Genomic DNA, 22,596 nt, shown 5'->3' with positions numbered 1-22,596 from the left:
GTTATGCAAAGACGCCTGTCCACTCGTAGTGTGCGGCAAGCGCCGTGCGACGTTGATTTGCCCTGCGTCATTCACTGTCATGCCAGTCATGGGCAAAGCCGTTTGCCTGCACCAGGATCAGGTCTTCCTGCGCATCCGCGTAGGTGCGTGCATAGGCAAGTTCGCCGGGTGACTCCGCATGGATGGTCAGCAGCGGCTGGCCGACCTCGACAATCGTTCCCAGCGGCGCGTGGAACACGATGCCCGCAGCGGTGGCCTTCGGCGCGCCGGCGAGTTTTGCAATCCGGGCAAGACGCCGGTTGTCGATACTCATCACCCGCCCTTTGTGCTTGGACGTCACCACATGCGTATGGGCGGCGCGCGGCGGAACGCGCATGCCGCCTTGGGCATCGCAAATCGCCTGGAACTTGTTCCACGCCAGTCCGCTGTCGAGAATACCGCGCGCCATGGCAAGCCCCGCCCCCTGCTGCGCCTTGCCACCGATTTCCAGCACGCGGCCGGCGAGCATCAGCGCCCGCTCGCGCAAATCAACCGGGGCATCCGGCGCATTCTGCAGCACGGAGAGCACATCCAGCGCTTCCAGCGCGGGGCCAACGCCGCGCCCGATCGGCTGTCTGCCGTCCGTGATCACGGTCTGCAGCGTAATGCCCAGGTCGCGGCCGACCGTGACGAGCCGATCGCTGAGCGACTGCGCCGCTTCCTGCGAGCGCACCTTGGCCGTCGGCCCCACCGGGATGTCGATCAATACATGGGTCGAACCTGCCGCCACTTTTTTTGACAGCACCGATGCGACCAGCTGCCCGTCGCTGTCGAGCCCGAGCGGGCGCTCCACGCGGATCAGGATATCGTCGGCCGGGCTCAGGCTCACCCCGCCGCCCCAGGCAATGCAGCCATGCTCGCGTTCAACCACCTTGCGTATCTGGGGAATATCGAGCGCTACCGGCGCCAGCGTCTCCATCGTATCCGCGCTGCCTGCAGGCGACGTGATTGCGCGCGACGAGGTCTTGGGAATCGTGAGGCCGGCTGCGGCAACGATCGGCACGACGATCAGTGTCGTGCGGTTGCCCGGCAGGCCGCCCACGCAGTGCTTGTCGACCACGGGATGCGTGCTCCACTGCAGGCGCTTGCCGACATGGATCATGGCGCGGGTAAATGCCGTGGTTTCCGCCACGTCCATGCGGTTGCCGGCGCAGGTGGAGACAAAGGCCGCCATCTCGATGTCCGAATAGCGGCCGTCGACGATGTCGCGCATGATTTCGTTTGCGCCCTCCGAGGTGATCGGCTTGCCATAGATCTTTGCCCGCACATGCGAGAACGACTGCACCGGCGCCGGATGAAACACCTTGATGTGGTCGCCATCCTGCCCGCCCAACGCATGCCATGCAGCTTCCGACAAGCCCGCTTCGTCATGCCTGATCAGGGGCGTATCGACGACGTTGAGCGTGGCGATGATGCGTTTCTTGCCGCGCCACACCTCAACACGGGAGTACGCTTCGAAACCTTCGGATCGGCAGATGTGGCAATCGCTGCGCATGTAGATGACCGGCTCCAGATAGGTATCGATGCCGATGCGCCGCATGCGCAGCTGGTTGGCGTGTCCGTTAGCTGGCGTTGCCGGATGGCCTGCGTGCTTGCTCATGTTATTTCAGCTCCACGGTTTCCAGATAATCCGGCACGGTGCAGCGCCACTTCATGCCTTCTTCGATGCGCCTGCGCAAGGCGTCGGCGGCATCCGGTTCGCCATGGGTGATGAAGGTACGGCGCGGTGGCGACTTGAAATGCGACAGCCAGTCCATGATCTCGTCGCCATCCGCATGGGCGGAAAGGTTTTCGATCTGCACTACTTGCGCGCGTACCGGCACGTACTCGCCATGGATCTTGATGGCGTCCACGCCGGCCAGCATGGCCGCACCGCGTGTACCACCTGCCTGGAACCCGGCAAACAGGATCGTGTTGCGCGAGTCGGATGCAAACGCCTTGAGATGGTGCAGCACACGCCCGCCGGTGGCCATGCCGCTGGCCGCAATAATGACCATCGGCATGCGTTGCTGGTTGAGCGCCTTGGACTCTTCCACCGAGTTGACGAATCTCGCCGCATGGCACATCGCCCTGCACTGCTCGTCATCGAGCCTGTGGTCCTTGCGGTGCTCGCGGTACAACGCTGTCGCGTCGGCCGCCATCGGGCTGTTGAGATACACCGGAAGCACCTGCGAAATCGCGCCGCTTTCTTTCAGCAGGTGCATGTAATACAGGAGATTCTGCGCACGACCGACGGCAAATGAGGGAATCACCACGATGCCGCCGCGATTGACCGTCTCCTGGATCGTCTTGCCGAGGAGGATCATCGGGTCGGCCGGATCATGGCGGCGATTGCCATAGGTCGATTCCACGACAAGATAGTCTGTGCGCTCGATCTGCGCCGGCGGCAGCATCACCGGGTCTTCGCTGCGGCCGAGGTCGCCGGAGAACGTCAGCGTGGTTTCGGTGTCGTCGATCGACACAATCGCCGCGCCGAGGATATGACCGGCATGTGCCAGCTGCGCATGCAGTGTTCCGGCAACTTTGAAGCGCTTGCCGAACTTGACCGGCACAAACTGCCTGAGCGACGCAATCGCTTCCTCTTCGGTATACAAAGGCAGCGCCGGGCTGTGCTTGGAAAATCCATGGCGGTTGGCGTATCCGGCCTCTTCCTCCAGCAGATGCCCGCTGTCCGGCAAAAGAATCTTGCACAAGTCGAAGGTCGCTTCGCTGCAGTAAATTTTTCCGCGGAAGCCGTTCTTTACCAACAGTGGGATATAGCCACTATGGTCGAGATGCGCATGCGTCAGCACGATGGCGTCGACTGCGGACGGATGCAGCGGCAAGGTCGACCAGTTGCGCAGGCGAAGCTGTTTGTACCCCTGGAACAGTCCGCAGTCCACCAGTATCCGGGTGCGTCCTGCCGTGACGAGGTACTTCGATCCGGTGACCGTTCCTGTGGCTCCTAAAAACTGCAGATGCATGTCAGTCGTCCTTCCTTGGTGCAAAGCCATATTATGAGCCTTCCGCCGGAGAATTAAACGGTGGAAATACTTGGCCCACTATCGCGAATATTCCTTTCTTCGCCAATGATGCAGGTCAATCATTCCGGACAGCGCGACAGTAGAGATTTGGCAGACGTTGCATAGATATCCGCAGAGTGCCAAACCACGGCCGCAAAGCGACTACGCGTCGTCAAACGACGGGCTCCGTGTTGCTCACTGTGCCGTCTTGCATCCGCTGTAAATTTTTCAAAAACGCATTTTTGCAGCACGGCAGCGTCGTCTCTGCCGCGATACCAACCTGCTTGCCTGGTATCCGGAAGCACCATCACGCTGATTTGTTCCATGCACTCTGGTCTGCGCACGCACGGATTCGACGCAACGGCTCGTCACACGTACGCAAAAGCCTCAACCGCTCCCCGCCCCGACAACGCTCCGCCGAAGGCACGCCATGCTTGCATGCATCTTGCTATCACTCCGTGCATGCGCATGAATCGTGCATGCATGCGCAGACGAGACGACATTCGTTCATTGACCGGCCTCATCATTCGCTTTTTTTTGAGCGCCCTATACTTAACTTGAGCGTGCGAGAAACGTAATCTCAAATCGAATGTCCATCATGTACATCGATAACCCGAGGGGGAGCAAACGCAATGAGCACTCAGAGCGACATCAATCGTACCGAGAAGCAAGAGGACCTTCTGAGAAGCCTGGAGGCCTTCACCAAGGATCATCGCGCCGTCTATTGGTCCGGGACACTGTCGCAATTCCTTGAGAGAGTGATGACGGCTGACCCTCAGGGTGCCGCACGTACTTCGCATCAATACATGTGGGACATGATCCGCTGGATGGGATGCGAAGACGGCGACGGCAAGTTCCGTTGCAAGCTCTTCGACCAGGAACTGTTCGGTGTCGACGAGGCGATCGATCGCGTCGTGGATTACTTCAAGGCAGCAGCAGCCGGCTCGGAAGTCGGACGCCGCCTGCTCCTGCTGCTCGGTCCACCGTCCGGCGGCAAATCGACGCTCGTCATCCTGTTGAAGCGTGGCCTCGAGGAATACAGCCACACCGATGCCGGTGCCATCTATGCTATCCAGGGCTGCCCGGTGCACGAATCGCCGCTGCACCTTGTTCCGCATTCACTGCGCCCGCGCTTCCGTGAAACCTATGGGGTCGAGATCACCGGCGAGGTCTGCCCGCACTGCCGCGTGCGCCTCGAGAACGAGCACAACGGCGACTTCCTGCGCATGCCGGTGGAGCGCGTGTTCATCTCCGAAGCAGGACGTGTCGGCATCGGCACTTATGCGCCGCACGATCCGACCACGGCAGACCTTGCCGATCTCGTGGGTTCCGTCGACCTGTCCAAGGTGGCCGAGTACGGCGACGAAGGCGACCCGCGCGCATGGTCCTGGTCAGGTGCCGTGTATGCGGCTTCCCGCGGCATGCTGGAGATGATCGAGATCCTGAAGGTCAAGCGCGAATTCCTTTACCTGCTGCTGACGCTAACGCAGGAAAAGAACGTGAAGGTGTCGCGCTTCCCGCTGATCTATCTCGACGAGACCATCCTCGCGCACACCAATCTTGCCGAATTCCGCAAGTTCCTGCAGGAGAGCGAGAACGAAGCGCTGCTCGACCGGATGGTGATCATCCAGGTGCCTTATACGCTGAATTACAAGGACGAGGCGCGAATTTACAAGAAACTGATTTCGTCAGCCGCGCCCGCCTTCCGTGAAGTGCACCTCGACCCACACGTCCTGCACGCCGCAGCAGTGTTCGCGATCTTCACCCGCCTGCATGAAGGCGAGGACAAGGATCTGGAACTAAGCAAGAAAGTGCGTCTCTACGCCAACGAAGAGGTAGAAGGCTATTCCCATGTCGAAGCCGACCGGATGAAGCAGCGGATGCCCGACGAAGGACTGGCCGGCATTTCGCCCCGCTTTGTGATCAATGCGTTGTCGAATGCCATCATCCAGACCAACGTGAAGAGCCTGACCACGATGGATGTGCTGCTCGCGCTCAAGGATGCGATCGACAACGATGCGCGCATCGACCCGAAGCGCAAGCGTAAGTGGATCGATTACCTGGTGCTCTCGCGCAAGGATTTCTACAACCGCTGGGTCAAGGAAGACGTGCACAAGGCACTGTTCGTTTCTTTCGAACAGGAAGCGCAGGACCTTCTGGACAAGTATCTGGACGAAGTCGAAGCAACGCTCGACAACCGTCAGATCAAGGATCCGATCACCAACGAGGAACGCAAGCCGGACGAACGCTTCCTGCGCGCGGTGGAAGAAAAGATCCACATCTCCGACTCCGGCAAGCAGTCCTTCCGCCAGGAGGTGGTGCGCAAGGCGATGGGTGCGTTCAAGCGTGGCGAGAAATTTACGCTGGACAGCCATGCGCAATTGCACAACGCGGTGCAACAGTATTTGTTCGAGCAGCGGCGCGAAGTCCTGCGAATGGTGAGTTCCACCACCCGCCCGGATGAAGACGTCCGTCAGAAGATCTCGGTGGTCGAAAAACGCCTGGTCGACGAATACGGATATGACAGCCACAGCGCACGCGAGGCACTCAATTACGTGACTACGCTGATGGCACAGGAATGAGGCGACTAGCTATATGACTGAGCACATTACGATTTCTGCTGAAACACCCTGGTACGACCTGTTCTCACGAGGGTCGCGCGATTGGCTTCGCCACAATGAAAAGGTGCGCGAGGCGGTGCAGCAGAATCTGCCCAACCTGGTGGCCGGCCCGGATGTCATCACCGGCCCACAGGACCGCACCGTGCAGGTGCCGGTGCGCCTGCTCGAACATGCCCGGTTCCGCCTGGCCGATTCGCCCTCGCAGACTTACACCAGCGCCGGCCAGGGCAAGGGCAAGCCGGGCGATGTATTGCGCCAAGCCCAACCGGATATGGGCGGCGACGAAGGCGAAGGCGGCAACAACGAGGGCGAAGTCAAGCTGCTGCTGGAGTTCAAGGTCGAAGACATCATCGACTGGCTGTGGGAAGAATTGCAGTTGCCGGACCTGCAGCCCAAGCGCAATACCGCCGTCACTGACGACGAATATGTGCGCGAGGGCTGGGACAAGCATGGCGCACGCGCACGGCTCGACCGCCGGCGCACCGTAAAGGAAGCGGTCAAGCGGCGTGCGACGCAGGAGAAGACGACTGACAACCCGATCCCGTTCACCAATGAGGATCTGCGCTTCAAGCAACTCGTGCAGCGTCGCAAGCCGGCAACGAATGCGGTGGTCATCTTCGCGCTGGACGTGTCGGCCAGCATGACCGATGCGGAGCGCAAGCTGGCGAAGAGCTTTTTCTTCTTCGTGCTGCAAGGCATACGGCGCCGCTACGGCAAGGTCGAAACGCGCTTCATCGCGCACACGACGCAGGCATGGGAATTCTCCGAGCATGAATTCTTCAATGTCAGCGGCTCCGGCGGCACCGGTGCATCGACGGCGTTCAAGCTGGCGCTGGAACTGGTCGAGACGGAGTACGACCCGTCGCAGTACAACGGCTACCTGTTCTATGCATCGGACGGCGAGAACTTCACCGAGGACCGCGCGGCAGCGACTGACTATCTGTCCCGCCTCGGCAAGCTGCTGAACTACATCGGCTATGTCGAAACCGTGCCGGGCTCGCCGCGCACCAGCGAGACGGAAATGAAGATGCTTTGCGGCGAAATCGAGCGCACCGGCGCGCCGATCGGCAGCAGCATCCTGACACGCCATGAAGATGTGTGGAAGGCAATCCGCAAGTTCTTCGTCGCGCAACAGACCGAGTAACAGTCGGAATAAGGGAAGGCCAATGTGCACCACCACCAACTCCGCAGAAGCCATTGAAAATCTGAAGCAGTACTCGACGCGGATCGAGAAGCTCGCGCGCGACCTCGGCCTCGACTACTATCCGGTCGATTTCGAGCTGGTGCCGAACAACTTCATGATGGAGATCTCCGTCTACGGCCTGCCGGTTCGGATGCACCACTGGTCCTTCGGCGTGCGCTACATCCACCAGTTGATCCGCCAGGGCATGGGCCATTCGCGCATCTTCGAGGTGATGTTCCCGGGTGATCCCTGCCGCGCTTATCTGGTCAACGGCAACACACTGCCGGAAAACACGCTGGTCACCGCGCACGTGCTCGGCCACGCCGATTTTGCGAAGAACAACCACCTGTTCGCGCACTTCATGGAGATGGCCGGCGGCCACATTCTGGAGCAGGCAGCCGCGCGCGCTCACCGCATCGAAACCGCGATCCAGGAACACGGCCAGGAACGCGTTGAAGCCGTGCTCGATGCAGCACTCGCGCTGGAGCCGCACATCGACATCAACCGCGAGCTGCATCGCCCGCTCTATCCCGAACATGCACCGAAGGTGGAGGAAGAGCTTCCACCCGCGGACTCGTTCCTGCAGCGCTTCCGCGCCCTGCCCGGCGAAAAACCGCCTCCCGAGGTTTCGCATGGCCCCTTAAAGCGCGCACCGATCCCCCCACAACCGGAATACGACCTGCTCTGGTTCATCGCCCACTACGCGCCCGAACTGGAAGACTGGGAGCGCGACATCTTCCTTGCCGTGCGCGAAGAGTCCTACTATTTTTATCCGGTATTCGCCTGCCAGATTATGAACGAAGGCTGGGCGTCGTACTGGCATGCACGCCTGCTGCGCGAGGCGGACTTCCTGCCGCAGGACCTGTATCTGTCTGCGATCAAGGCGCATTCCGACGTGGTGCGTCCCTACGCCGCCGAGCGCCAGCTGGCCCTTGCCGTCAACCCATACCACCTCGGCTTCTCGATGTGGGAAGACATCATCGAGAAGCATGGCCTGGAAGCGGCCCGCCGCATTGTCAAGGAAGAGGACGACTTCGGCTTCATCCGCAACTACCTGACGCGGGAGCTGATCGACAAGCTGGAACTCTTCGTCTACGAAGCGCGCGACGACGGCGATATCCGGATCGCGGAGAACAATGTGCACGCCGTGCACGAAGCCATCCTTGCACCGAAATTCAACTACGGCGCACCGCGCATCGCCGCAAACAACTTGCATGTGGACGGCAGCCTGCAACTGGTGCACGACCATCAGAGTGATGGTCGAGGCGTCGACCTGAGCCGCGCCGAACGCGTTCTGGAATACATCGGAAAGATCTGGCGCCGTCCGGTAACACTGCACACCGTCGGCGACCGGGGCGAGGCCCGGGTAGTGACCAGTAAGCGCCTCTAAAAAAGCGGCTTCTGGAAAAACAGCGCGGCATACTCTCCGCGATTGACGAACCTCGGCCGGAGCTCACACGTCTCCGCCGCGGGCCCCGGGATGCGTTTGGCAGGTATACAGCCTGGCCGGGTCCCGCGCGGAGGAGCACGCGCAAATACATGGCACGCCAAGTACCACGGTTGCCGATACCTCCTGCGCCCTGACCTTTCACACAGCTTTTCAAACGCAAGCTAGCTGAACATCCAGGGAAGGATGGGTATGGCTGCTTCACTGAATATCGTCAGCAGCAGGTACGCGCAGATCAGCGCATAAAGAACCAGAATCGCTGCAACCCAAACCGGATGTTTCATCATTCTGACTGACTTGCCTGAATGACAAGCCAGCCTCACCTCATGACACTCGCGTTACTCCCTGTTAGAAAAAGATTAGACGACGTCCGAGTGCAGGTAAAGAAGCGACGTTCTGTTTCCCGGCACCCGGCGGCCTATTGCAATTTTCGTTATCGTCTGCACAAAGGTGTCCATCGCTCGTCATAACATATATAATGGGTCGATCTTATTGGCTTTGGACATCAAGGCTCATTTCAAGTTGACGTGGATCGAACCACCATGCGCCTGACCGACTACACCGACTATTCCTTGCGCACTCTCATGTATTTGGGCATGCAAGGGGACCGCCTGGTAACGATCCAGGATATTGCCGATGCATATAGCATCTCGAAGAGTCACTTGATGAAGGTGGTGCACCAGCTCGGCTTGGCCGGCTTGGTAGAAACAATCCGTGGCCGCAGCGGCGGCTTGCGTCTTGGCAAAAAACCGGAAGAGATCAACATCGGTGACGTCGTGCGCCGCACGGAACCCGACTTCATGATGGTCGAGTGCTTCAATCGGGAGGTCAACGACTGTGTGCTCGCCCCTTCCTGCGCACTGCAAGGCGTACTCGCCAAGGCTACTCAGGCTTACCTGAACGAGCTTAGCAAGGCGACGCTGGCCGACCTCCTGCAGAACAGTCATAGCCTGCACAAGATCATCAAGGTCAACCTCCCATCGAAGGAAAAACCAAAGGCCGCCTGAACATTGCCGCATCGGCAAACAGGACACGACAACGGCTCAATATGGCACACAAAAAAAGCGGTCTTCATTGACCGCTTTTTTATTTATCTCGGTCGTTTGTACCGAGATCAGATCAGCTCGCACCGGATCGTCGCCGGCTCGCTCCGCAACTGGTCCAGCAAGTCCTTCGAAATCACCGCATCCACGTCGGTGATCACGTAACCGATCGGCCCGCGCGTCTGCAGGTGCTGGGCCACGATATTGAGCCCGGCCTGCGCGAAATCCGCATTCATCCGGGCGATCACGCCCGGCTCGTTCCGGTGCACATGCAGGATCCGGCTTTTCGCCTCCTTCTCGACATGAGAAATCTCCGGGAAGTTCACCGCCCAGCGGGTCGTCCCGGCCTTGAGGAAGCGCGCCAGTTTCTCCGCCACTTCCCGCCCGATATTCTCCTGCGCTTCTTCCGTACTGCCGCCGATATGCGGTGTGAGGATCACGTTATCGAGGTCGCGCAACGGTGACACGAATTCCTCCTTGTCGTTTTTCGGCTCGACCGGGAAGACGTCCAGCGCCGCGCCGGCCAGGCGCTTCTCACGCAACGCTGCATTGAGTGCATCAATGTCAACCACGCCACCGCGCGACGCATTGATCAGCACGGCAGTCGGCTTCATCAGTGCAAGGCGTTCTGCTGTCATCATGTTGGTGGTTGCGCTCCCGCCCGGCACATGCAAGGTCACCACGTCCGACTGCTCGAGCAGCGCTTCGAGCGACGGCATGGGTTTCGCATTTCCGAGAGGTAGCTTGCTCTCCACATCGAAGTAGCAGACGCGCATGCCGACGCTTTCGGACAGGATGCCAACCTGTGCGCCGATATTGCCGTAGCCGATAATGCCCAGTACCTTGTTGCGCACCTCGTATGCGCCCTGCGCAGTCTTGTCCCATTTTCCACGGTGCGTGCGCGCATTTTTCTCGGGGATGCGCCGCAATAGCAGGATTGCCTGGGCAATGACCAGTTCAGCGACGGAGCGCGTATTCGAGAACGGAGCGTTAAAAACCGGGATACCCAGAGCCTGCGCCGCAGTCAAATCGATCTGGTTGGTCCCGATGCAGAAAGCGCCGATCGCCTTGAGTTTCGGCAATGCCTTCAGCGCCTCGCCGGAAATTTGCGTCGCCGAGCGAATGCCGACCGCATCCGCGTCGGCCAGCGCCACTTTCAGTTCATCCGGTTTTAAAGCCGTCGGGAGTTGAACGATGTCGTTAAATCCTTCTGCCTTCAGGAGCTCTGTAGCGCTTGCGTGTATCTTTTCGAGAAGAACGATCTTTGCCATTGCCGATCCTTATTTAAAGATTCATCTACAATATATATTAATTCACCCGTCCTTGCCGAAAGCCACGCGGGACATCACCCAGATGGATGCCACATGCTGACAGATCCGAAACTTGCCGAAAAAGCGACCCTGGAAACTATCATCCGGATTCGCTGGTGGAACGAGAAGCTGCTGACGTTTACGACCACACGGCCGTCGAATTATTCCTTCGTTGCCGGCCAGTACGCCCGACTTGGACTCCCCGACGGCGACAGCGTGATCTGGCGCGCCTATTCGATGACATCCGCTCCGTCGCAACAGGAACTGGAGTTCTACGGCATCATCGTGCCCGGCGGCTTATTCACGACACGCCTGCAGTCGATCAAGCCGGGTGACAGCCTGCTGCTGGACAAGCAGAGCTTCGGCTTCATGACGCCGGACCGATTCAAGGATGGTGAAGACTTGTGGATGCTATCGACAGGCACCGGCATTGGCCCGTACATCTCGATGCTGCGGGACGCGTACGTCTGGCAAAAATTCCGCAACCTGATACTCGTCCATTGCGTCCGCCATGCAGACGAGTTCGCCTATACGGACGAACTGGAGCAGCTGTCCCGCCAATCGTTTGCCCCTTCGTCGGCGCGACTGCAAGTGATTCGCTCGACAACGCGGGAAGCTGCTACCGCAAGCAGCACTGCGCACCTGAACGGACGAATCACAACCCTGCTGGAAAACGGCGAACTTGAAAGAGCCGCCGGACTCCCTTTGAATGAAACTACCTCTCGAATCATGATGTGCGGAAATCCCGACATGATCGAGGACATGCGAAAACTCCTGCACCAGCGGGGCTTGCGGCCGGATCGCCGCGCCAATCCGGGCCAGTTTGTGACGGAGAACTACTGGTAACGGCATAAAGCGCGCAAGAACAGCCACCACCAAAACCAAAAAGCCCGGGCAATTCCGGGCTTTTTCCATGGACGTCTGATCAGTTGAAGGTCTTGCCTTCCGCCGCCAGCTTCGCCAGCAGCGGGGCCGGCTTCCATGCATCGCCATGACGGCCCTTGGCGTACTTTTCCATTGCCATCACGACGTTCTGCAGGCCGATAGTATCGGCATAGAACATCGGGCCACCTCGGAACAGCGGGAAGCCGTAGCCGGTCAGGTACACCATGTCGATGTCCGAAGCACGCATCGCGATGCCTTCTTCCAGGATGTAGGCGGCTTCGTTCACCAGTGCATACACCAGGCGCTCGACGATTTCCTGGTCGCTGATCTTGCGGCGCTCGATGCCAAGATCGGCGGAGTGTTTGATGATCATGTCGTTGACGACTTGCGACGGATACGGCTTGCGGTCGCCCAGTTTGTAGTCGTACCAGCCGGCGGAGGTCTTCTGGCCGAAGCGCCCCATTTCGCACAGCAGGTCGGCCGTCTTCGAATAGGTCACATCCGGCTTCTCGACATAGCGGCGCTTGCGGATGTACCAGCCGATGTCGTTGCCTGCGAGGTCGCCCATGCGGAACGGGCCCATTGCAAAACCGAACTTCTCGATCGCCTTGTCGACCTGCTCCGGCAGGCAGCCCTCTTCCAGCAGGAAGCCGGCCTGGCGGCTGTATTGCTCGATCATGCGGTTGCCGATAAAGCCGTCGCACACGCCGGACACGACACCGGTCTTCTTGATCTTTTTCGACAGTGCCATCGCGGTTGCCAGTACGTCCTTGGCGGTCTTCTCGCCGCGCACGATCTCCAGCAGCTTCATCACGTTGGCCGGGCTGAAGAAGTGAAGGCCGATCACATCCTGTGGACGCTTGGTGAAGCTGGCGATCTTGTTCAGGTCCAGTGTCGATGTATTCGATGCCAGGATCGCGCCCTGCTTCATCACTTCGTCGAGCTTCTTGAACACCTGCTCCTTCACGCCGATATCTTCGAACACGGCTTCGATGACGATGTCAGCTTGGCCGATCTCCTCGTATGACAACGTGCCCTTGATCAGGCCGACGCGCTGCTCGAACTTCTCGGGCGTGAGCTTGCCCTTCTTCATCGTGTTTTCGTAGTTCTTGCGGATCGTGGCCAAACCCTTGTCCAGCGCTTCCTGCTTCATTTCCAGGATCGTGACCGGGATGCCGGCGTTAGCGAAGTTCATCGCAATGCCGCCGCCCATCGTGCCCGCGCCGATGACTGCTGCAGACTTGATCGCGCGTGTCGGGGTATCTTCCGGCACATCCGGGATCTTGCTGGCTGCGCGTTCGCCAAAGAACGCATGGCGCAATGCCTTGGACTCGGTGGTCTGCACCAGTTCCACAAACAGCTCGCGCTCAAACTTGATGCCGTCGTCGAACTTCTTGGTCACGGCAGCACCAACGGCTTCCACGCACTTCAACGGTGCCGGGAACGGGCCGGCCATTGCCTTGACGGTATTGCGAGAGAACTGCAGGAAGGCTTCGTAGTTCGGGTAATCGATCTTGATGTCGCGCACCTTCGGCAACGGGCGCGCATCGGCCACCTTGTTCGCAAATGCGATGGCTGCTTCCATCAGGTCGCCGTCCACCACTTCGTTGAACAGCGCGGTTTTTGCCAGTTTTTCGGACGGAACCGGATTGCCGGAAACGATCATGTTCAGCCCCATCTCCAGCCCGAGCACGCGCGGCAGACGCTGCGTACCGCCGGCGCCAGGCAGGATGCCCAGCTTTACTTCGGGCAGGGCAATCTGCGCGCCCTTCGAGGCAATACGGTAGTTGCAGCCGAGCGCGAGCTCAAGGCCGCCGCCCATGCACACCGAGTGAATCGCCGCGATGACCGGCTTGGTCGAATTCTCGACGACGTTGATGACCGTATGGAGCGTCGGCTCCTGCATTGCCTTCGGCGAATTGAATTCCTTGATATCGGCACCGCCGGAAAAGGCCTTGCCGGCACCTGTGATCACGACTGCCTTGACGGCGGCGTCGTCCAGCGCCTTCTTCATTCCTTCGACAATCGCCGCGCGGGTGGAATGGCCCAAACCATTCACTGGCGGATTATTGAGCGTAATGACGGCAACCGCGCCGTTGACCTTGTATTCGGCAGTCATATCTCTTCCTTTTAAATTAGATGTCCTTGGGGGAGCTTGAAACCACTTTCTTGTTCTGGAGCCGCGACTCTTTTCCTGTTTCATCAACGCCCGCATGCACAAGTTGAGCGACGAAGCAGCCGGTATAGTGCAATGCTACCTGCCACCGCGCATCCAGGCGCGAATTGATAAAACAAGCACCTACTATATCGCAAAATAGAACGGTCGTATTATTTTCAAGCAAAAAAATGCGGCAGGCCGTTTCGCGCCTGCCGCTGGGCACATTGCAATAATGTCTACCGCGATTTCAAGCGGAGCAAGGCACCCCGTTTCTGGTCCTCTGCATAGGCATAATCGACCCGCCCATTCGCCACAACGCCCATCAGCAGCATGTTATGCGTGATGGCATCATGGTCTTCCCGGGAAAAAGGGCGGTGATAGCTGGTAATAACGCCCTGATACCTGCTTTTCAGGTTCTCGAACGCCTCCCTGATCCTGGGGCCATCGTCGGAATTGGCCTGACGAAGTGCCAGATACAGCAGGTGCATGCCGTCATAGCCTTGTGCTGCGCTCATCGGCGATGCGATCCGGTCGGTATTGAACGCCCGCTTGTAGGCCAGCAGGAAGCTGTTCTTGCTGCTGGAACCCACATCCTGGATGAAGGTCTGCGGCATCAGCGCCCCCTCCCCGGCGCGGCCGGCACCCTCAATGAAGTTGCGCATGGAAAAAGTCCAGCTGCCGAGCATCGGCACCTTCCACCCGAGCGCGGCCTTGTTCTTCGCAATCACCGCCAGTTCAGGCCCAATCCCCCATACGACGAGCGCTTGCGCTCCGCTTGCCTTTGCCTTACCCACTTGCGATGCCATGTCCTGGTCGCCGATATTGAAACGCTCGCCCGAACTCACCTCCAGCCCGGCGAGCCTGCACTGTTCCTCAAAGGCCTTCAGACCCGCCTCTCCATAAGCGGTCGTGTCGGCAAGAATCGCGACCTTGGTCAGTCCCTTGCGCTTCAGATCGGCAACAACGACTTTTGCCTCCAGGTCAAGCGTTGGCGAGATGCGGAAGATGTAGTTTTCCGAGGCGGCCGGCGGCGCGTACTTTCTCGTCAGCGATGTGCCCGTCGACACGGCAACAACGAGAGGCATTTTGGCTTTCTGATACGCATCGATTGACGCCAGGCCGACCCCGGTGTTCACGATGCCGATCGCCGCAACCAGTTTCATTTGCGTAAACTCTTCCGCGATCTTCGCACCGACGTCATTCTTCGCTTCGTCATCACGCTCGATCAGCTCGATTTTCCGACCGTTGATGCCACCGATGTTATTGATCTCGTCTACCGCGAGGCGAATGCCGTTGCGCATGCTCAACCCCATTGGACTCGATCCCCCGGTGAACGGGCCTGAGACGCCGATCCGGATTGTTTCGTTATTGATGTTCTGTGCCAGTGCGAACGACTGCACAAAGGAAAGCGCGCCGACCAGCAGCGCGCAACGGCCATGCCGAATCCACATGAGTTGTCTCCTCGAAGGACTGTGTATTTACCGCAGTAGCTTCCTCTGATGAAGGAAAACCGCCTGCGAATATCCGTTTTGTTATTTCGACTACCGGGCCGCCCTAGTGTAACGAGGCAACAAGATTCATTAAGGAAATAAATTGATTCACGTCATGAATATTTTTCAGACGGCTTGACTTAATCGCCATCCGAAAGCTGCGCACTCAGCCGCTGCATTTCGGCCATCATCTCAGCCGGGAAGTTGGACGCATCCCACGCACGAAAGCTGCCGGCCGCATAAGCGAGCGCATTTTGAAAGTAGGCGTAGGCATTCAGGCGATTGCGTACAAAGTTGTTCTGCGTGCGAATGACTTTTCCGGGTGTGCCGATCACCACGGAGTTGGGCGGGATGATTGTCCCTTCCTTCAGGTAGGTATGCGCACCGATGATGCAGTTGTCGCCGACGACACACCCGTCGGCGATCGTGGAATTAATCCCGATCAGGCAGTTGTCGCCGATGGTGCAGCCATGGATCGTGCAGTGGTGGGTGATCGAGCAATGGCTGCCGATGATGGTATCGGTCCGGTCACCGATGTGCAGCATCACGAAATCCTGGATATTCGTGTACGGACCGATCACGATTTGCTTGTGCTCGGCCCGCGCAACGACATTCACCCAGATCGACGCGTTCTCCCCGACAAGCACCTTGCCGTAGAGATGCGCCGTTTCATGGACATATGCAGGCTTGTCGAGAACGACATCCGGACCGATGAATGGCATCAGACCTCCAGCCACTCTTTGCGAATGCCGGCGTTTGCCTTCAGGTCTTGCGGCGTTCCCTCGAAGACGATGGAGCCATGGCCCATCACATAGACACGCTGCGAGATTTCCAGTGCGATGGCAAGCTTCTGTTCCACCAACAGCACCGAGATGCCGCGGTTCTTCAGTTCCTTGAGGTACTCGCCCACCAGTTCGACGATCTTTGGTGCCAAGCCCTCCGTCGGTTCATCGATCATGATCAAGTCAGGATCGCCCATCAACGTGCGGCAGAGCGTGAGCATCTGCTGCTCGCCGCCGGACAGCACACCCGCCGCGGTATGCTGCCGCTCCTTCAGGCGCGGGAACATCCGGTACATGTCGCCAATGTTCCAGCGCGATTTCTTGCCTTTTTTCTCGCCGAGAATGAGGTTCTGCTCCACTGTCAGCGTCGGAAAGATGTCGCGGTTCTCGGGCACGTATCCCAGGCCCTTGTGCGCGATCTCGAAGGCTTTCAACCCGCTGATTTCCTGCCCCTTGAAGCGGATGGAGCCCGTGACATCCACCTGTCCCATGGCGGCCTTCACCGTTGTCGAGCGCCCTACGCCGTTACGGCCCAGGAGGCTGACAATCTCGCCCTCCTTGACGTTGAGGTCGACGCCATGCAGCACATGGCTTTTGCCGTAGAAAGCATTGAGATCCTTAATCTCGAGTAATGCCGATGTCGTCATCCTTATGCCACCTCTGCCGGCGCATGGCCGCCCAAATACGCTTCCTGAACTTTTTGGTTGCCGCGAATATTCGCCGGCGTATCGCATGCGATCACTTCTCCGTACACAACCACTGCAATTTTGTCGGCCAGGCCGAATACGACACTCATGTCGTGCTCAACCATCAGCAACGTCTTGCCGACTGTCACCTTACGAATCAATTCGACCGCGGCATCGGATTCCGAACGGCTCATGCCGGCTGTCGGTTCGTCGAGCAGAACGACATCCGCACCGCCGGCAATGGTGATGCCGATTTCGAGTGCGCGCTGCTCCGCATAGGTCAACAGGCCGGCGACCGTATCGCGACGTCGCTTGAGTCCGATCTGCTCCAGCACCTGCTCAGCACGCTCGTGCGCATCCTTGAGCCCGTTCAGGCGATGCCAGAACGAGTACTTGTAGCCGAGTGACCACAGCACCGCACAGCGCAGGTTCTCGTACACCGACAGGCGGTGGAAGATATTGGTGATCTGAAAGCTGCGCGACAAGCCGCGGCGGTTGATCTCGAACGGACGGAGCCCGACGATACTTTCACCATTGAGCAAAATGTCGCCGGACGTGATCGGGAAGCGCCCCGACACCAGATTGAACAACGTCGATTTACCGGCACCGTTCGGCCCGATGATGGCAAACCGTTCGCCCTTCGGCACCCTCAGGCTTGCACCGCGAATGATTTCGGCGCGGCCAAAGCTCTTGCGCACATCCTTGAGTTCCAGTGACAGTTCGCTCATGCGCCAGCCCTCCTGATCTGTTCTTCGATTTCAGCATTCGCTTCGCCCCACACCTGGGAGAACCCCCTTTTCATCCGCCAGAATGCGATGCCGCCGACTACCAGCAGTGCCGCGGCAACCAGCCAACCGGACGGCGCTGCGGTATCCACCATGAATCCGAACAGCTTCATCGTCGTGCCGTTGACTGCCTCTAGTGTGAGGTGATAAAGCATTTCGATCATCATCACGATACCCACCAATGCGACAAGCGCCGACAAGCATGTCTTCCACAAATGCGGCCATACGCGACTGAACTTGCCGTATTTGGCCACACGCAGGTTCAACATGATCAGGCTCGCGATCCCGCCCGGTGCATACATGACCATGAGAATGAAGAAGACGCCGAGATAAAGCTGCCATGCCTTGGTAAAGTCGGACAGCATGACTGTCAGGAAGACGCCGATGATCGCGCCGATCATCGGACCAAAGAAGAAGCCGACGCCGCCGATGAAGGTGAACAGCAGCACGCCGCCGGAGCGCAGTGCGCTGACGTTTTCCGCAGTGACGATTTCAAAGTTGATGGCCGACAGTCCGCCCGAAATCCCGGCAAAAAAGCCGGAAAGGATCAACGTGAGGTAACGCGCCCATTGCGTGTCGTAGCCGACAAACTCTACTCGCTCCGGGTTGTCGCGCACCGCATTGATGATCCTCCCCAGCGGCGTCTGGGTGAAGGCATACATCCCGATCGTGCTGACGAACAGCCAGAAGGCGATCAGGTAATACACCTCGATCTGCGGGCCGTATGTGATACCGAAGAGCGGCTCGCCGTATACGCGGTTCGTCGAAATACCTCCCTCGCCACCGAAGAATTCCGGGAACATCAGCGAGCAGGCAAACACCAGTTCGACGATGCCCAGCGTGATCATCGCGAATGTCGTGCCCGACTTTTTGGTCGTGACATAGCCGAACAGCACGCCAAAGAACATTCCGGCGACGCCGCCCACCAGGGGAATCATCGCCACCGGCATCCACATACTTCCTGCACTCGCCAGATTCATTGCATGGATTGCAAAGAATGCGCCCAGCCCTGAATACACCGCGTGACCGAAAGACAGCATGCCCCCCTGCCCCAGCAGCATGTTGTAGGACAGGCCGAAGATCATCACGGTGCCGATTTGCGAAAGGATCGACAACGATGCCCCCTTGTTGAAGATCATCGGTGCAACGATCAGGACCAGGGCAAACACGCCCCAGATGATCCATCGGGCAAGGTTGATCGGCTTGTAACGCAGTGTAGTTTGCATAGTCATGGTATTCATCCGGTCAGCCCTCCCTCGTACCCATCAAACCACGCGGCCTGAAGATCAAAATTAGCACCAGCAGCATGTAGGGCAGGATTGGTGCTACCTGGGAAATCGTAAGCTTCAGCACCGGATAACCAAAGGTATCCGGCTCGATGCTGGTGCCGAGCCCGGCGAACAAGGTTACGAACGAATAGTCCAGCGCAACGGCGAAAGTCTGCAGCACGCCGATCAGCAGGGACGCGAGCAGTGCCCCCACCAATGAACCCATGCCGCCGACGACGACCACCACGAAGATGATGCTGCCCACGGTTGCTGCCATCCCTGGCTCCGTCACGAACGCATTGCCGCCGATGACGCCGGCTAGGCCGGCCAATGCGCATCCGCCGCCAAAGACCAGCATGAAAACACGCGGGACGTTATGGCCCAGCGCCTCCACCATCTCCGGATGGGTCAACGCGGCCTGGATCACGAGGCCGATTCGGGTCCTGGTCAACACAAGGAAAATCGACACCAGCATCAGCACCGCGATCAGCATCATGAATCCGCGATAGATCGGAAAGGTTGTCGTAAACAAGGTGAACAGCGGCCCGTCAAGTTCGGGTGGAATCGGATATGGCACGGCAGCGCGGCCCCATATCAGTTGCACCAGCTCGACCATCACATAGGACAGACCGAAGGTAAACAGCAATTCGGGAATATGGCCGTATTTATGCACGGAGCGTAGCCCGTAGCGCTCCACAAATGCCCCGATGACGCCGACAAGCAGCGGTGCGATGAACAATGCCGGCCAGAAGCCGAGTTTGCCGCTGACGGCATAGGCGAAATATGCGCCGAGCATGTAGAAACTCGCATGGGCAAAATTGAGCACGCCCATCATGCTGAAGATAAGCGTCAGGCCGGACGACAGCATGAACAGCAGAAGTCCGTAGCTCAATCCGTTCAGCAAGGTAATTAACGTAAACTCCACGAGGCAACCCCTATCTTGAAATCAATGTACGACCGTACTTTTTTCTGCGGGTAAAAAAGCAGCGTGACGTTTCGAAGCTCACGCTGCAGGGGGAACTGCTATCGCGACGGCCGCTTCATCTGGCACGACGTCGGCTGCGTAGCGACATACGAATCAAACTTCTGGTCGGTCTTCCATCCATATCCTGTGTTCTCCTGGTCAAATTTCACATCCTTGCCGTTGACCTTCGTCCAAGTCGCGATATACAGCGGCTGCTGCAACTGGTGGTCCGTCTTGCGCATCTCGACTTCGCCATTGAGACTCTGCGCCTTCATGCCTTCCAGCGCAAAAGCGACCTTGGCGGGATCTGTCGACTTCGCATCCTTGATCGCCTTGCCCATCATGGCGATCCCGGTGTATGTCGCCATCGCGTAGTAATCATCGTTGTACTTCTTCTTGAAGCCTTCGACGATTTCCTTGCCGACGAACTTTTCGTTATTGACGTTCCAGTAACCCGCATATTTCACACGGTCCGCGCCGGCCGCACCCATCGCGGTCGGCACACCGGTCGTGCTGCCATAGTAGGTATAGAAATTGGCGCGCAGGTCTGCATCCTTGGCGGCCTTGATCAGTAGCGCAAGGTCTGCGCCCCAATTGCCGGTGATGACCGTATCCGCACCGGAGGCCTTGATCTTTGCAACGTAAGGCGAAAAATCTTTCACCTGCCCGATCGGATGCAGGTCATCGCCGACAATTTCGATATCGGGCCGCTTGCGCTTGAGATACTCCTTCGCCGCGCGGCTAACCTGGTGCCCGTGCGCGTAATTCTGGCCAATGATGTAGACCTTCTTGATGTTCGGATCCTTGGCCAGGAATGTGGTCATGGCCTCCATCTTCTGGTCGGAATTGGCGTCAAAACGGAAATGCCAGAAGCTGCACTTGCTGTTGGTGAGATCCGGATCGACCGCCGCGTAGTTCAGGAACAGGACTTCCTTGCCCGGATTGCGCTCATTGTGCTTGTTGATTGCATCGATCAGCGCCAGTGCGACGCCCGAGCCGTTACCCTGAATGATGTACCGATACCCTTGGTCGATTGCGCTCTTGAGTTGCGACAGCGACTCCTGCGGGCTCGCCTTGTTGTCGAAGCCGACAATCTCGAAGGTGTGCTCACCAGCCCATTTTTCTGCGTTTGCCATATCGGCGATGTACTGCCAGCTTTTCAGGATGCCCTGCCCGACCGGCGCAAACGGGCCTGATAGAGGATCGATGAATGCCATCTTTACCACCTCCGCATTTGCCGTCAATGGCATGGCAAATGCGGCGGCGACAGAAAGCGGGATGAGAAGTGTCTTGAATCGGGTAGCCATGTTCTTCCTTATACGTATAGTTTTTCCTTACTGCGTATAGATGCTCAGATCCTGCGCAAAGCGCAGGAAGCGAAGGATTTTCAGCCGGTATTTGACATGTCCTTTTCCTTTCACGATAAAAGTAAAAATCAGTGAATGGCAATGACGTGAATCGTTTCGAGCGGATGTCGTCGACTCGCCCAGCGGCTGTCTATTTTTTATGCGATGCAGTGCGGTGCGGTGACGCGTCGACCGCATGCAACGCATGCAATATAAGGTTTGATCGGCTTTGAAGGAGCGGTATGGCGCGCTTATTGCCATACCGCCGGTACTTCAGGTTAAGACGGACGTGCCGGGCGCTTCATCTCGCAAGAGGTCGGCTGGGTGGCAACATAGCTGTCGATCTTCTGATCCATGCTCCAGCCATAACCGGTATTTTCCTGGTCATACTTGACCTTCTTGCCGTCGACTTTCTGCCAGGTGGCGATATACAGCGGCTGCTGCAGCTGATGGTCGGCCGCACGCATTTCCACTTCACCGTTGATTGCCTTGGTTTTCATGCCTTCAAGGGCGAAGGCAATCTTCACCGGATCAACGGAGTTCGTGTCCTTGGCAGCCTTTGTCACCATCTGGACGACGGTGTAGATGTCCTGCACATAGAAGTCGTCGTTGTACTTCTTCTTGAAGGCTTCGACGATGTCTTTTCCGGAGAAGGATTCATTGTTCGGAATCCAGTAGGCAACCTGCTTTACCTGGCCGGCAACGGAGCCGCCCATTGCGGTCGGCACGCCGGAGGTGCCGCCGTAATACGTGTAGAACTTGGCATCGAGGCCGGCGTCCTTGCCCGCCTTCACGAGCAGCGCCAGGTCGGCGCCCCAGTTACCGGTGATGACGGTGTCGGCGCCCGATGCCTTGATCTTGGCGATATAGGGCGAGAAGTCTTTCACAGTAGCAATAGGATGCAGGTCGTCACCGACGATCTGGACATCCGGGCGTTTGCGCTTCAGATACTCCTTCGCTGCACGCGTGACCTGGTGTCCGTGCGCGTAGTTCTGCCCGATGATGTAGACCTTCTTGATGTTCGGATCCTTGGCCATGTACGTGGTCATGGCCTCCATCTTCATGTCGGAGTTGGCATCGAAGCGGAAATGCCAGAAGCTGCACTTGCTGTTGGTCAGGTCCGGGTCAATCGCCGAGTAGTTCAGGAACACCAGTTCCTTTCCGGGATTGCGTTGATTATGCTTGTTGATCGCATCGATGAGTGCAAGCGCCACGCCGGAGCCGTTACCCTGTGCAATATAGCGATAACCCTGGTCGATTGCGGTCTTGAGCTGGTTCAGCGACTCCTGCGGGCTGCCCTTGCCGTCAAATGCAGTGACCTCGATCGTATGGTTGCCGGCCCACTTCTTCTCGTTCGCCATTTCAGTGAACATGCGGAAGGTGTTCAACTGGTTTTGCCCGATCGGTGCAAATGCGCCCGACATGGTTTCGATCATGGCGATCTTGATGGTATCGGCGTGGACGGACGGTGCGGAGAATGCAGCGGCAACCGAAAATGCCAGCACGAGGGGGCGAATCTTTTTCATCATTGGTCTCTTCCTTATTTATATATGTGCTTCTGATGGAAAAAATGCAGATTTGCTTCTC

The 22,596-nt window shown here is 58.3% G+C and carries 18 protein-coding genes; 5 read left to right on the top strand and 13 right to left on the bottom strand.

Annotated elements, in window-relative coordinates; all coding sequences use genetic code 11:
- Positions 1 to 67 precede the first annotated feature (67 nt).
- The 3 genes from ACYVIA_RS02625 to ACYVIA_RS02615 all read right to left on the bottom strand — a co-directional run bounded on the left by ACYVIA_RS02625 (position 68) and on the right by ACYVIA_RS02615 (position 3,367).
- Positions 68 to 1,639 carry a thymidine phosphorylase family protein gene (locus ACYVIA_RS02625; RefSeq protein ID WP_460837587.1) on the bottom strand — a complete coding sequence of 524 codons (1,572 nt, stop codon included), beginning with the start codon at positions 1,637 to 1,639 and terminating at the stop codon, positions 68 to 70.
- 1 nt (position 1,640) lies between these two features.
- A complete protein-coding gene (locus tag ACYVIA_RS02620) occupies positions 1,641 to 3,002 on the bottom strand; it encodes an MBL fold metallo-hydrolase RNA specificity domain-containing protein (protein WP_460837586.1) in 1,362 nt (453 codons plus the stop codon).
- Between the two features lie 119 nt (positions 3,003 to 3,121).
- Positions 3,122 to 3,367 (bottom strand): hypothetical protein, encoded by a 246-nt coding sequence (locus tag ACYVIA_RS02615; RefSeq protein WP_460837584.1) that lies wholly within the window; start codon positions 3,365 to 3,367, stop codon positions 3,122 to 3,124.
- A 306-nt stretch (positions 3,368 to 3,673) separates the two neighbouring features.
- Between ACYVIA_RS02615 and ACYVIA_RS02610 the strand changes: the two genes are divergently transcribed.
- From ACYVIA_RS02610 to ACYVIA_RS02595, 4 genes are all read left to right on the top strand, one after another.
- Positions 3,674 to 5,623, top strand: coding sequence for a serine protein kinase (locus ACYVIA_RS02610; protein WP_460837582.1), 1,950 nt, complete (start codon positions 3,674 to 3,676; stop codon positions 5,621 to 5,623).
- A 13-nt stretch (positions 5,624 to 5,636) separates the two neighbouring features.
- On the top strand, positions 5,637 to 6,806 hold the full coding sequence (locus ACYVIA_RS02605) for a DUF444 family protein (protein WP_460837580.1): 1,170 nt from the start codon (positions 5,637 to 5,639) through the stop codon (positions 6,804 to 6,806).
- 22 nt (positions 6,807 to 6,828) lie between these two features.
- Positions 6,829 to 8,235, top strand: a complete 1,407-nt coding sequence (locus ACYVIA_RS02600; protein ID WP_460837577.1) for a SpoVR family protein — start codon at positions 6,829 to 6,831, stop codon at positions 8,233 to 8,235.
- Positions 8,236 to 8,834: 599 nt separating this feature from the next.
- A complete protein-coding gene (locus ACYVIA_RS02595) occupies positions 8,835 to 9,299 on the top strand; it encodes an RrF2 family transcriptional regulator (protein ID WP_460837652.1) in 465 nt (154 codons plus the stop codon).
- Positions 9,300 to 9,406: 107 nt separating this feature from the next.
- Here ACYVIA_RS02595 and serA read toward each other — a convergent pair whose 3' ends face one another.
- Positions 9,407 to 10,606 carry a phosphoglycerate dehydrogenase gene (gene serA / locus ACYVIA_RS02590; RefSeq protein ID WP_460837574.1) on the bottom strand — a complete coding sequence of 400 codons (1,200 nt, stop codon included), beginning with the start codon at positions 10,604 to 10,606 and terminating at the stop codon, positions 9,407 to 9,409.
- 93 nt (positions 10,607 to 10,699) lie between these two features.
- Here serA and ACYVIA_RS02585 point away from each other — a divergent pair, with 93 nt between their 5' ends.
- Entirely contained in the window at positions 10,700 to 11,491 is a 792-nt protein-coding gene (locus tag ACYVIA_RS02585; protein WP_460837572.1) for a ferredoxin--NADP reductase, read from the top strand.
- 79 nt (positions 11,492 to 11,570) lie between these two features.
- Here the strand turns inward: ACYVIA_RS02585 and ACYVIA_RS02580 are convergent, their stop codons facing one another.
- From ACYVIA_RS02580 to ACYVIA_RS02540, 9 genes are all read right to left on the bottom strand, one after another.
- On the bottom strand, positions 11,571 to 13,649 hold the full coding sequence (locus ACYVIA_RS02580; protein WP_460837570.1) for a 3-hydroxyacyl-CoA dehydrogenase NAD-binding domain-containing protein: 2,079 nt from the start codon (positions 13,647 to 13,649) through the stop codon (positions 11,571 to 11,573).
- Positions 13,650 to 13,924: 275 nt separating this feature from the next.
- Positions 13,925 to 15,139, bottom strand: a complete 1,215-nt coding sequence (locus ACYVIA_RS02575) for an ABC transporter substrate-binding protein (protein ID WP_460837568.1) — start codon at positions 15,137 to 15,139, stop codon at positions 13,925 to 13,927.
- A gap of 179 nt (positions 15,140 to 15,318) precedes the next feature.
- On the bottom strand, positions 15,319 to 15,900 hold the full coding sequence (locus ACYVIA_RS02570; protein ID WP_460837566.1) for a gamma carbonic anhydrase family protein: 582 nt from the start codon (positions 15,898 to 15,900) through the stop codon (positions 15,319 to 15,321).
- Positions 15,900 to 16,607, bottom strand: a complete 708-nt coding sequence (locus ACYVIA_RS02565) for an ABC transporter ATP-binding protein (RefSeq protein ID WP_460837564.1) — start codon at positions 16,605 to 16,607, stop codon at positions 15,900 to 15,902. Before ACYVIA_RS02565 ends, ACYVIA_RS02570 begins: the two co-directional genes overlap by 1 nt.
- 2 nt (positions 16,608 to 16,609) lie before the next feature.
- Positions 16,610 to 17,374, bottom strand: coding sequence for an ABC transporter ATP-binding protein (locus ACYVIA_RS02560; RefSeq protein ID WP_460837562.1), 765 nt, complete (start codon positions 17,372 to 17,374; stop codon positions 16,610 to 16,612).
- Positions 17,371 to 18,663 (bottom strand): branched-chain amino acid ABC transporter permease, encoded by a 1,293-nt coding sequence (locus ACYVIA_RS02555; protein ID WP_460837560.1) that lies wholly within the window; start codon positions 18,661 to 18,663, stop codon positions 17,371 to 17,373. The genes ACYVIA_RS02560 and ACYVIA_RS02555 overlap by 4 nt, the downstream gene beginning before the upstream one ends.
- Positions 18,664 to 18,676: 13 nt before the next feature.
- A complete protein-coding gene (locus ACYVIA_RS02550) occupies positions 18,677 to 19,567 on the bottom strand; it encodes a branched-chain amino acid ABC transporter permease (RefSeq protein ID WP_460837649.1) in 891 nt (296 codons plus the stop codon).
- 155 nt (positions 19,568 to 19,722) lie between these two features.
- Positions 19,723 to 20,913 carry a branched-chain amino acid ABC transporter substrate-binding protein gene (locus ACYVIA_RS02545; protein ID WP_460837647.1) on the bottom strand — a complete coding sequence of 397 codons (1,191 nt, stop codon included), beginning with the start codon at positions 20,911 to 20,913 and terminating at the stop codon, positions 19,723 to 19,725.
- A 374-nt stretch (positions 20,914 to 21,287) separates the two neighbouring features.
- On the bottom strand, positions 21,288 to 22,535 hold the full coding sequence (locus ACYVIA_RS02540; RefSeq protein ID WP_460837645.1) for a branched-chain amino acid ABC transporter substrate-binding protein: 1,248 nt from the start codon (positions 22,533 to 22,535) through the stop codon (positions 21,288 to 21,290).
- Positions 22,536 to 22,596 lie beyond the last annotated feature (61 nt).

It is taken from the genome of Noviherbaspirillum agri (genome assembly GCF_054780595.1).
This window is presented reverse-complemented; position numbering and strand designations above follow the sequence as displayed.

Excerpts from the sequence above, each read along its gene's own strand:
- ACYVIA_RS02560 (WP_460837562.1), bottom strand. The coding sequence starts at position 17,374 with ATGAGCGAACTGTCACTGGAACTCAAGGATGTGCGCAAGAGCTTTGGC.
- ACYVIA_RS02595 (WP_460837652.1), top strand. The coding sequence starts at position 8,835 with ATGCGCCTGACCGACTACACCGACTATTCCTTGCGCACTCTCATGTAT.
- ACYVIA_RS02540 (WP_460837645.1), bottom strand. The coding sequence starts at position 22,535 with ATGAAAAAGATTCGCCCCCTCGTGCTGGCATTTTCGGTTGCCGCTGCA.
- ACYVIA_RS02600 (WP_460837577.1), top strand. The coding sequence starts at position 6,829 with ATGTGCACCACCACCAACTCCGCAGAAGCCATTGAAAATCTGAAGCAG.
- ACYVIA_RS02625 (WP_460837587.1), bottom strand. The coding sequence starts at position 1,639 with ATGAGCAAGCACGCAGGCCATCCGGCAACGCCAGCTAACGGACACGCC.
- serA (WP_460837574.1), bottom strand. The coding sequence starts at position 10,606 with ATGGCAAAGATCGTTCTTCTCGAAAAGATACACGCAAGCGCTACAGAG.
- ACYVIA_RS02615 (WP_460837584.1), bottom strand. The coding sequence starts at position 3,367 with ATGGAACAAATCAGCGTGATGGTGCTTCCGGATACCAGGCAAGCAGGT.
- ACYVIA_RS02585 (WP_460837572.1), top strand. The coding sequence starts at position 10,700 with ATGCTGACAGATCCGAAACTTGCCGAAAAAGCGACCCTGGAAACTATC.
- ACYVIA_RS02610 (WP_460837582.1), top strand. The coding sequence starts at position 3,674 with ATGAGCACTCAGAGCGACATCAATCGTACCGAGAAGCAAGAGGACCTT.
- ACYVIA_RS02565 (WP_460837564.1), bottom strand. The coding sequence starts at position 16,607 with ATGACGACATCGGCATTACTCGAGATTAAGGATCTCAATGCTTTCTAC.
- ACYVIA_RS02620 (WP_460837586.1), bottom strand. The coding sequence starts at position 3,002 with ATGCATCTGCAGTTTTTAGGAGCCACAGGAACGGTCACCGGATCGAAG.
- ACYVIA_RS02580 (WP_460837570.1), bottom strand. The coding sequence starts at position 13,649 with ATGACTGCCGAATACAAGGTCAACGGCGCGGTTGCCGTCATTACGCTC.
- ACYVIA_RS02605 (WP_460837580.1), top strand. The coding sequence starts at position 5,637 with ATGACTGAGCACATTACGATTTCTGCTGAAACACCCTGGTACGACCTG.
- ACYVIA_RS02575 (WP_460837568.1), bottom strand. The coding sequence starts at position 15,139 with ATGTGGATTCGGCATGGCCGTTGCGCGCTGCTGGTCGGCGCGCTTTCC.
- ACYVIA_RS02570 (WP_460837566.1), bottom strand. The coding sequence starts at position 15,900 with ATGCCATTCATCGGTCCGGATGTCGTTCTCGACAAGCCTGCATATGTC.
- ACYVIA_RS02555 (WP_460837560.1), bottom strand. The coding sequence starts at position 18,663 with ATGACTATGCAAACTACACTGCGTTACAAGCCGATCAACCTTGCCCGA.
- ACYVIA_RS02545 (WP_460837647.1), bottom strand. The coding sequence starts at position 20,913 with ATGCCATTGACGGCAAATGCGGAGGTGGTAAAGATGGCATTCATCGAT.
- ACYVIA_RS02550 (WP_460837649.1), bottom strand. The coding sequence starts at position 19,567 with ATGCTGTCGTCCGGCCTGACGCTTATCTTCAGCATGATGGGCGTGCTC.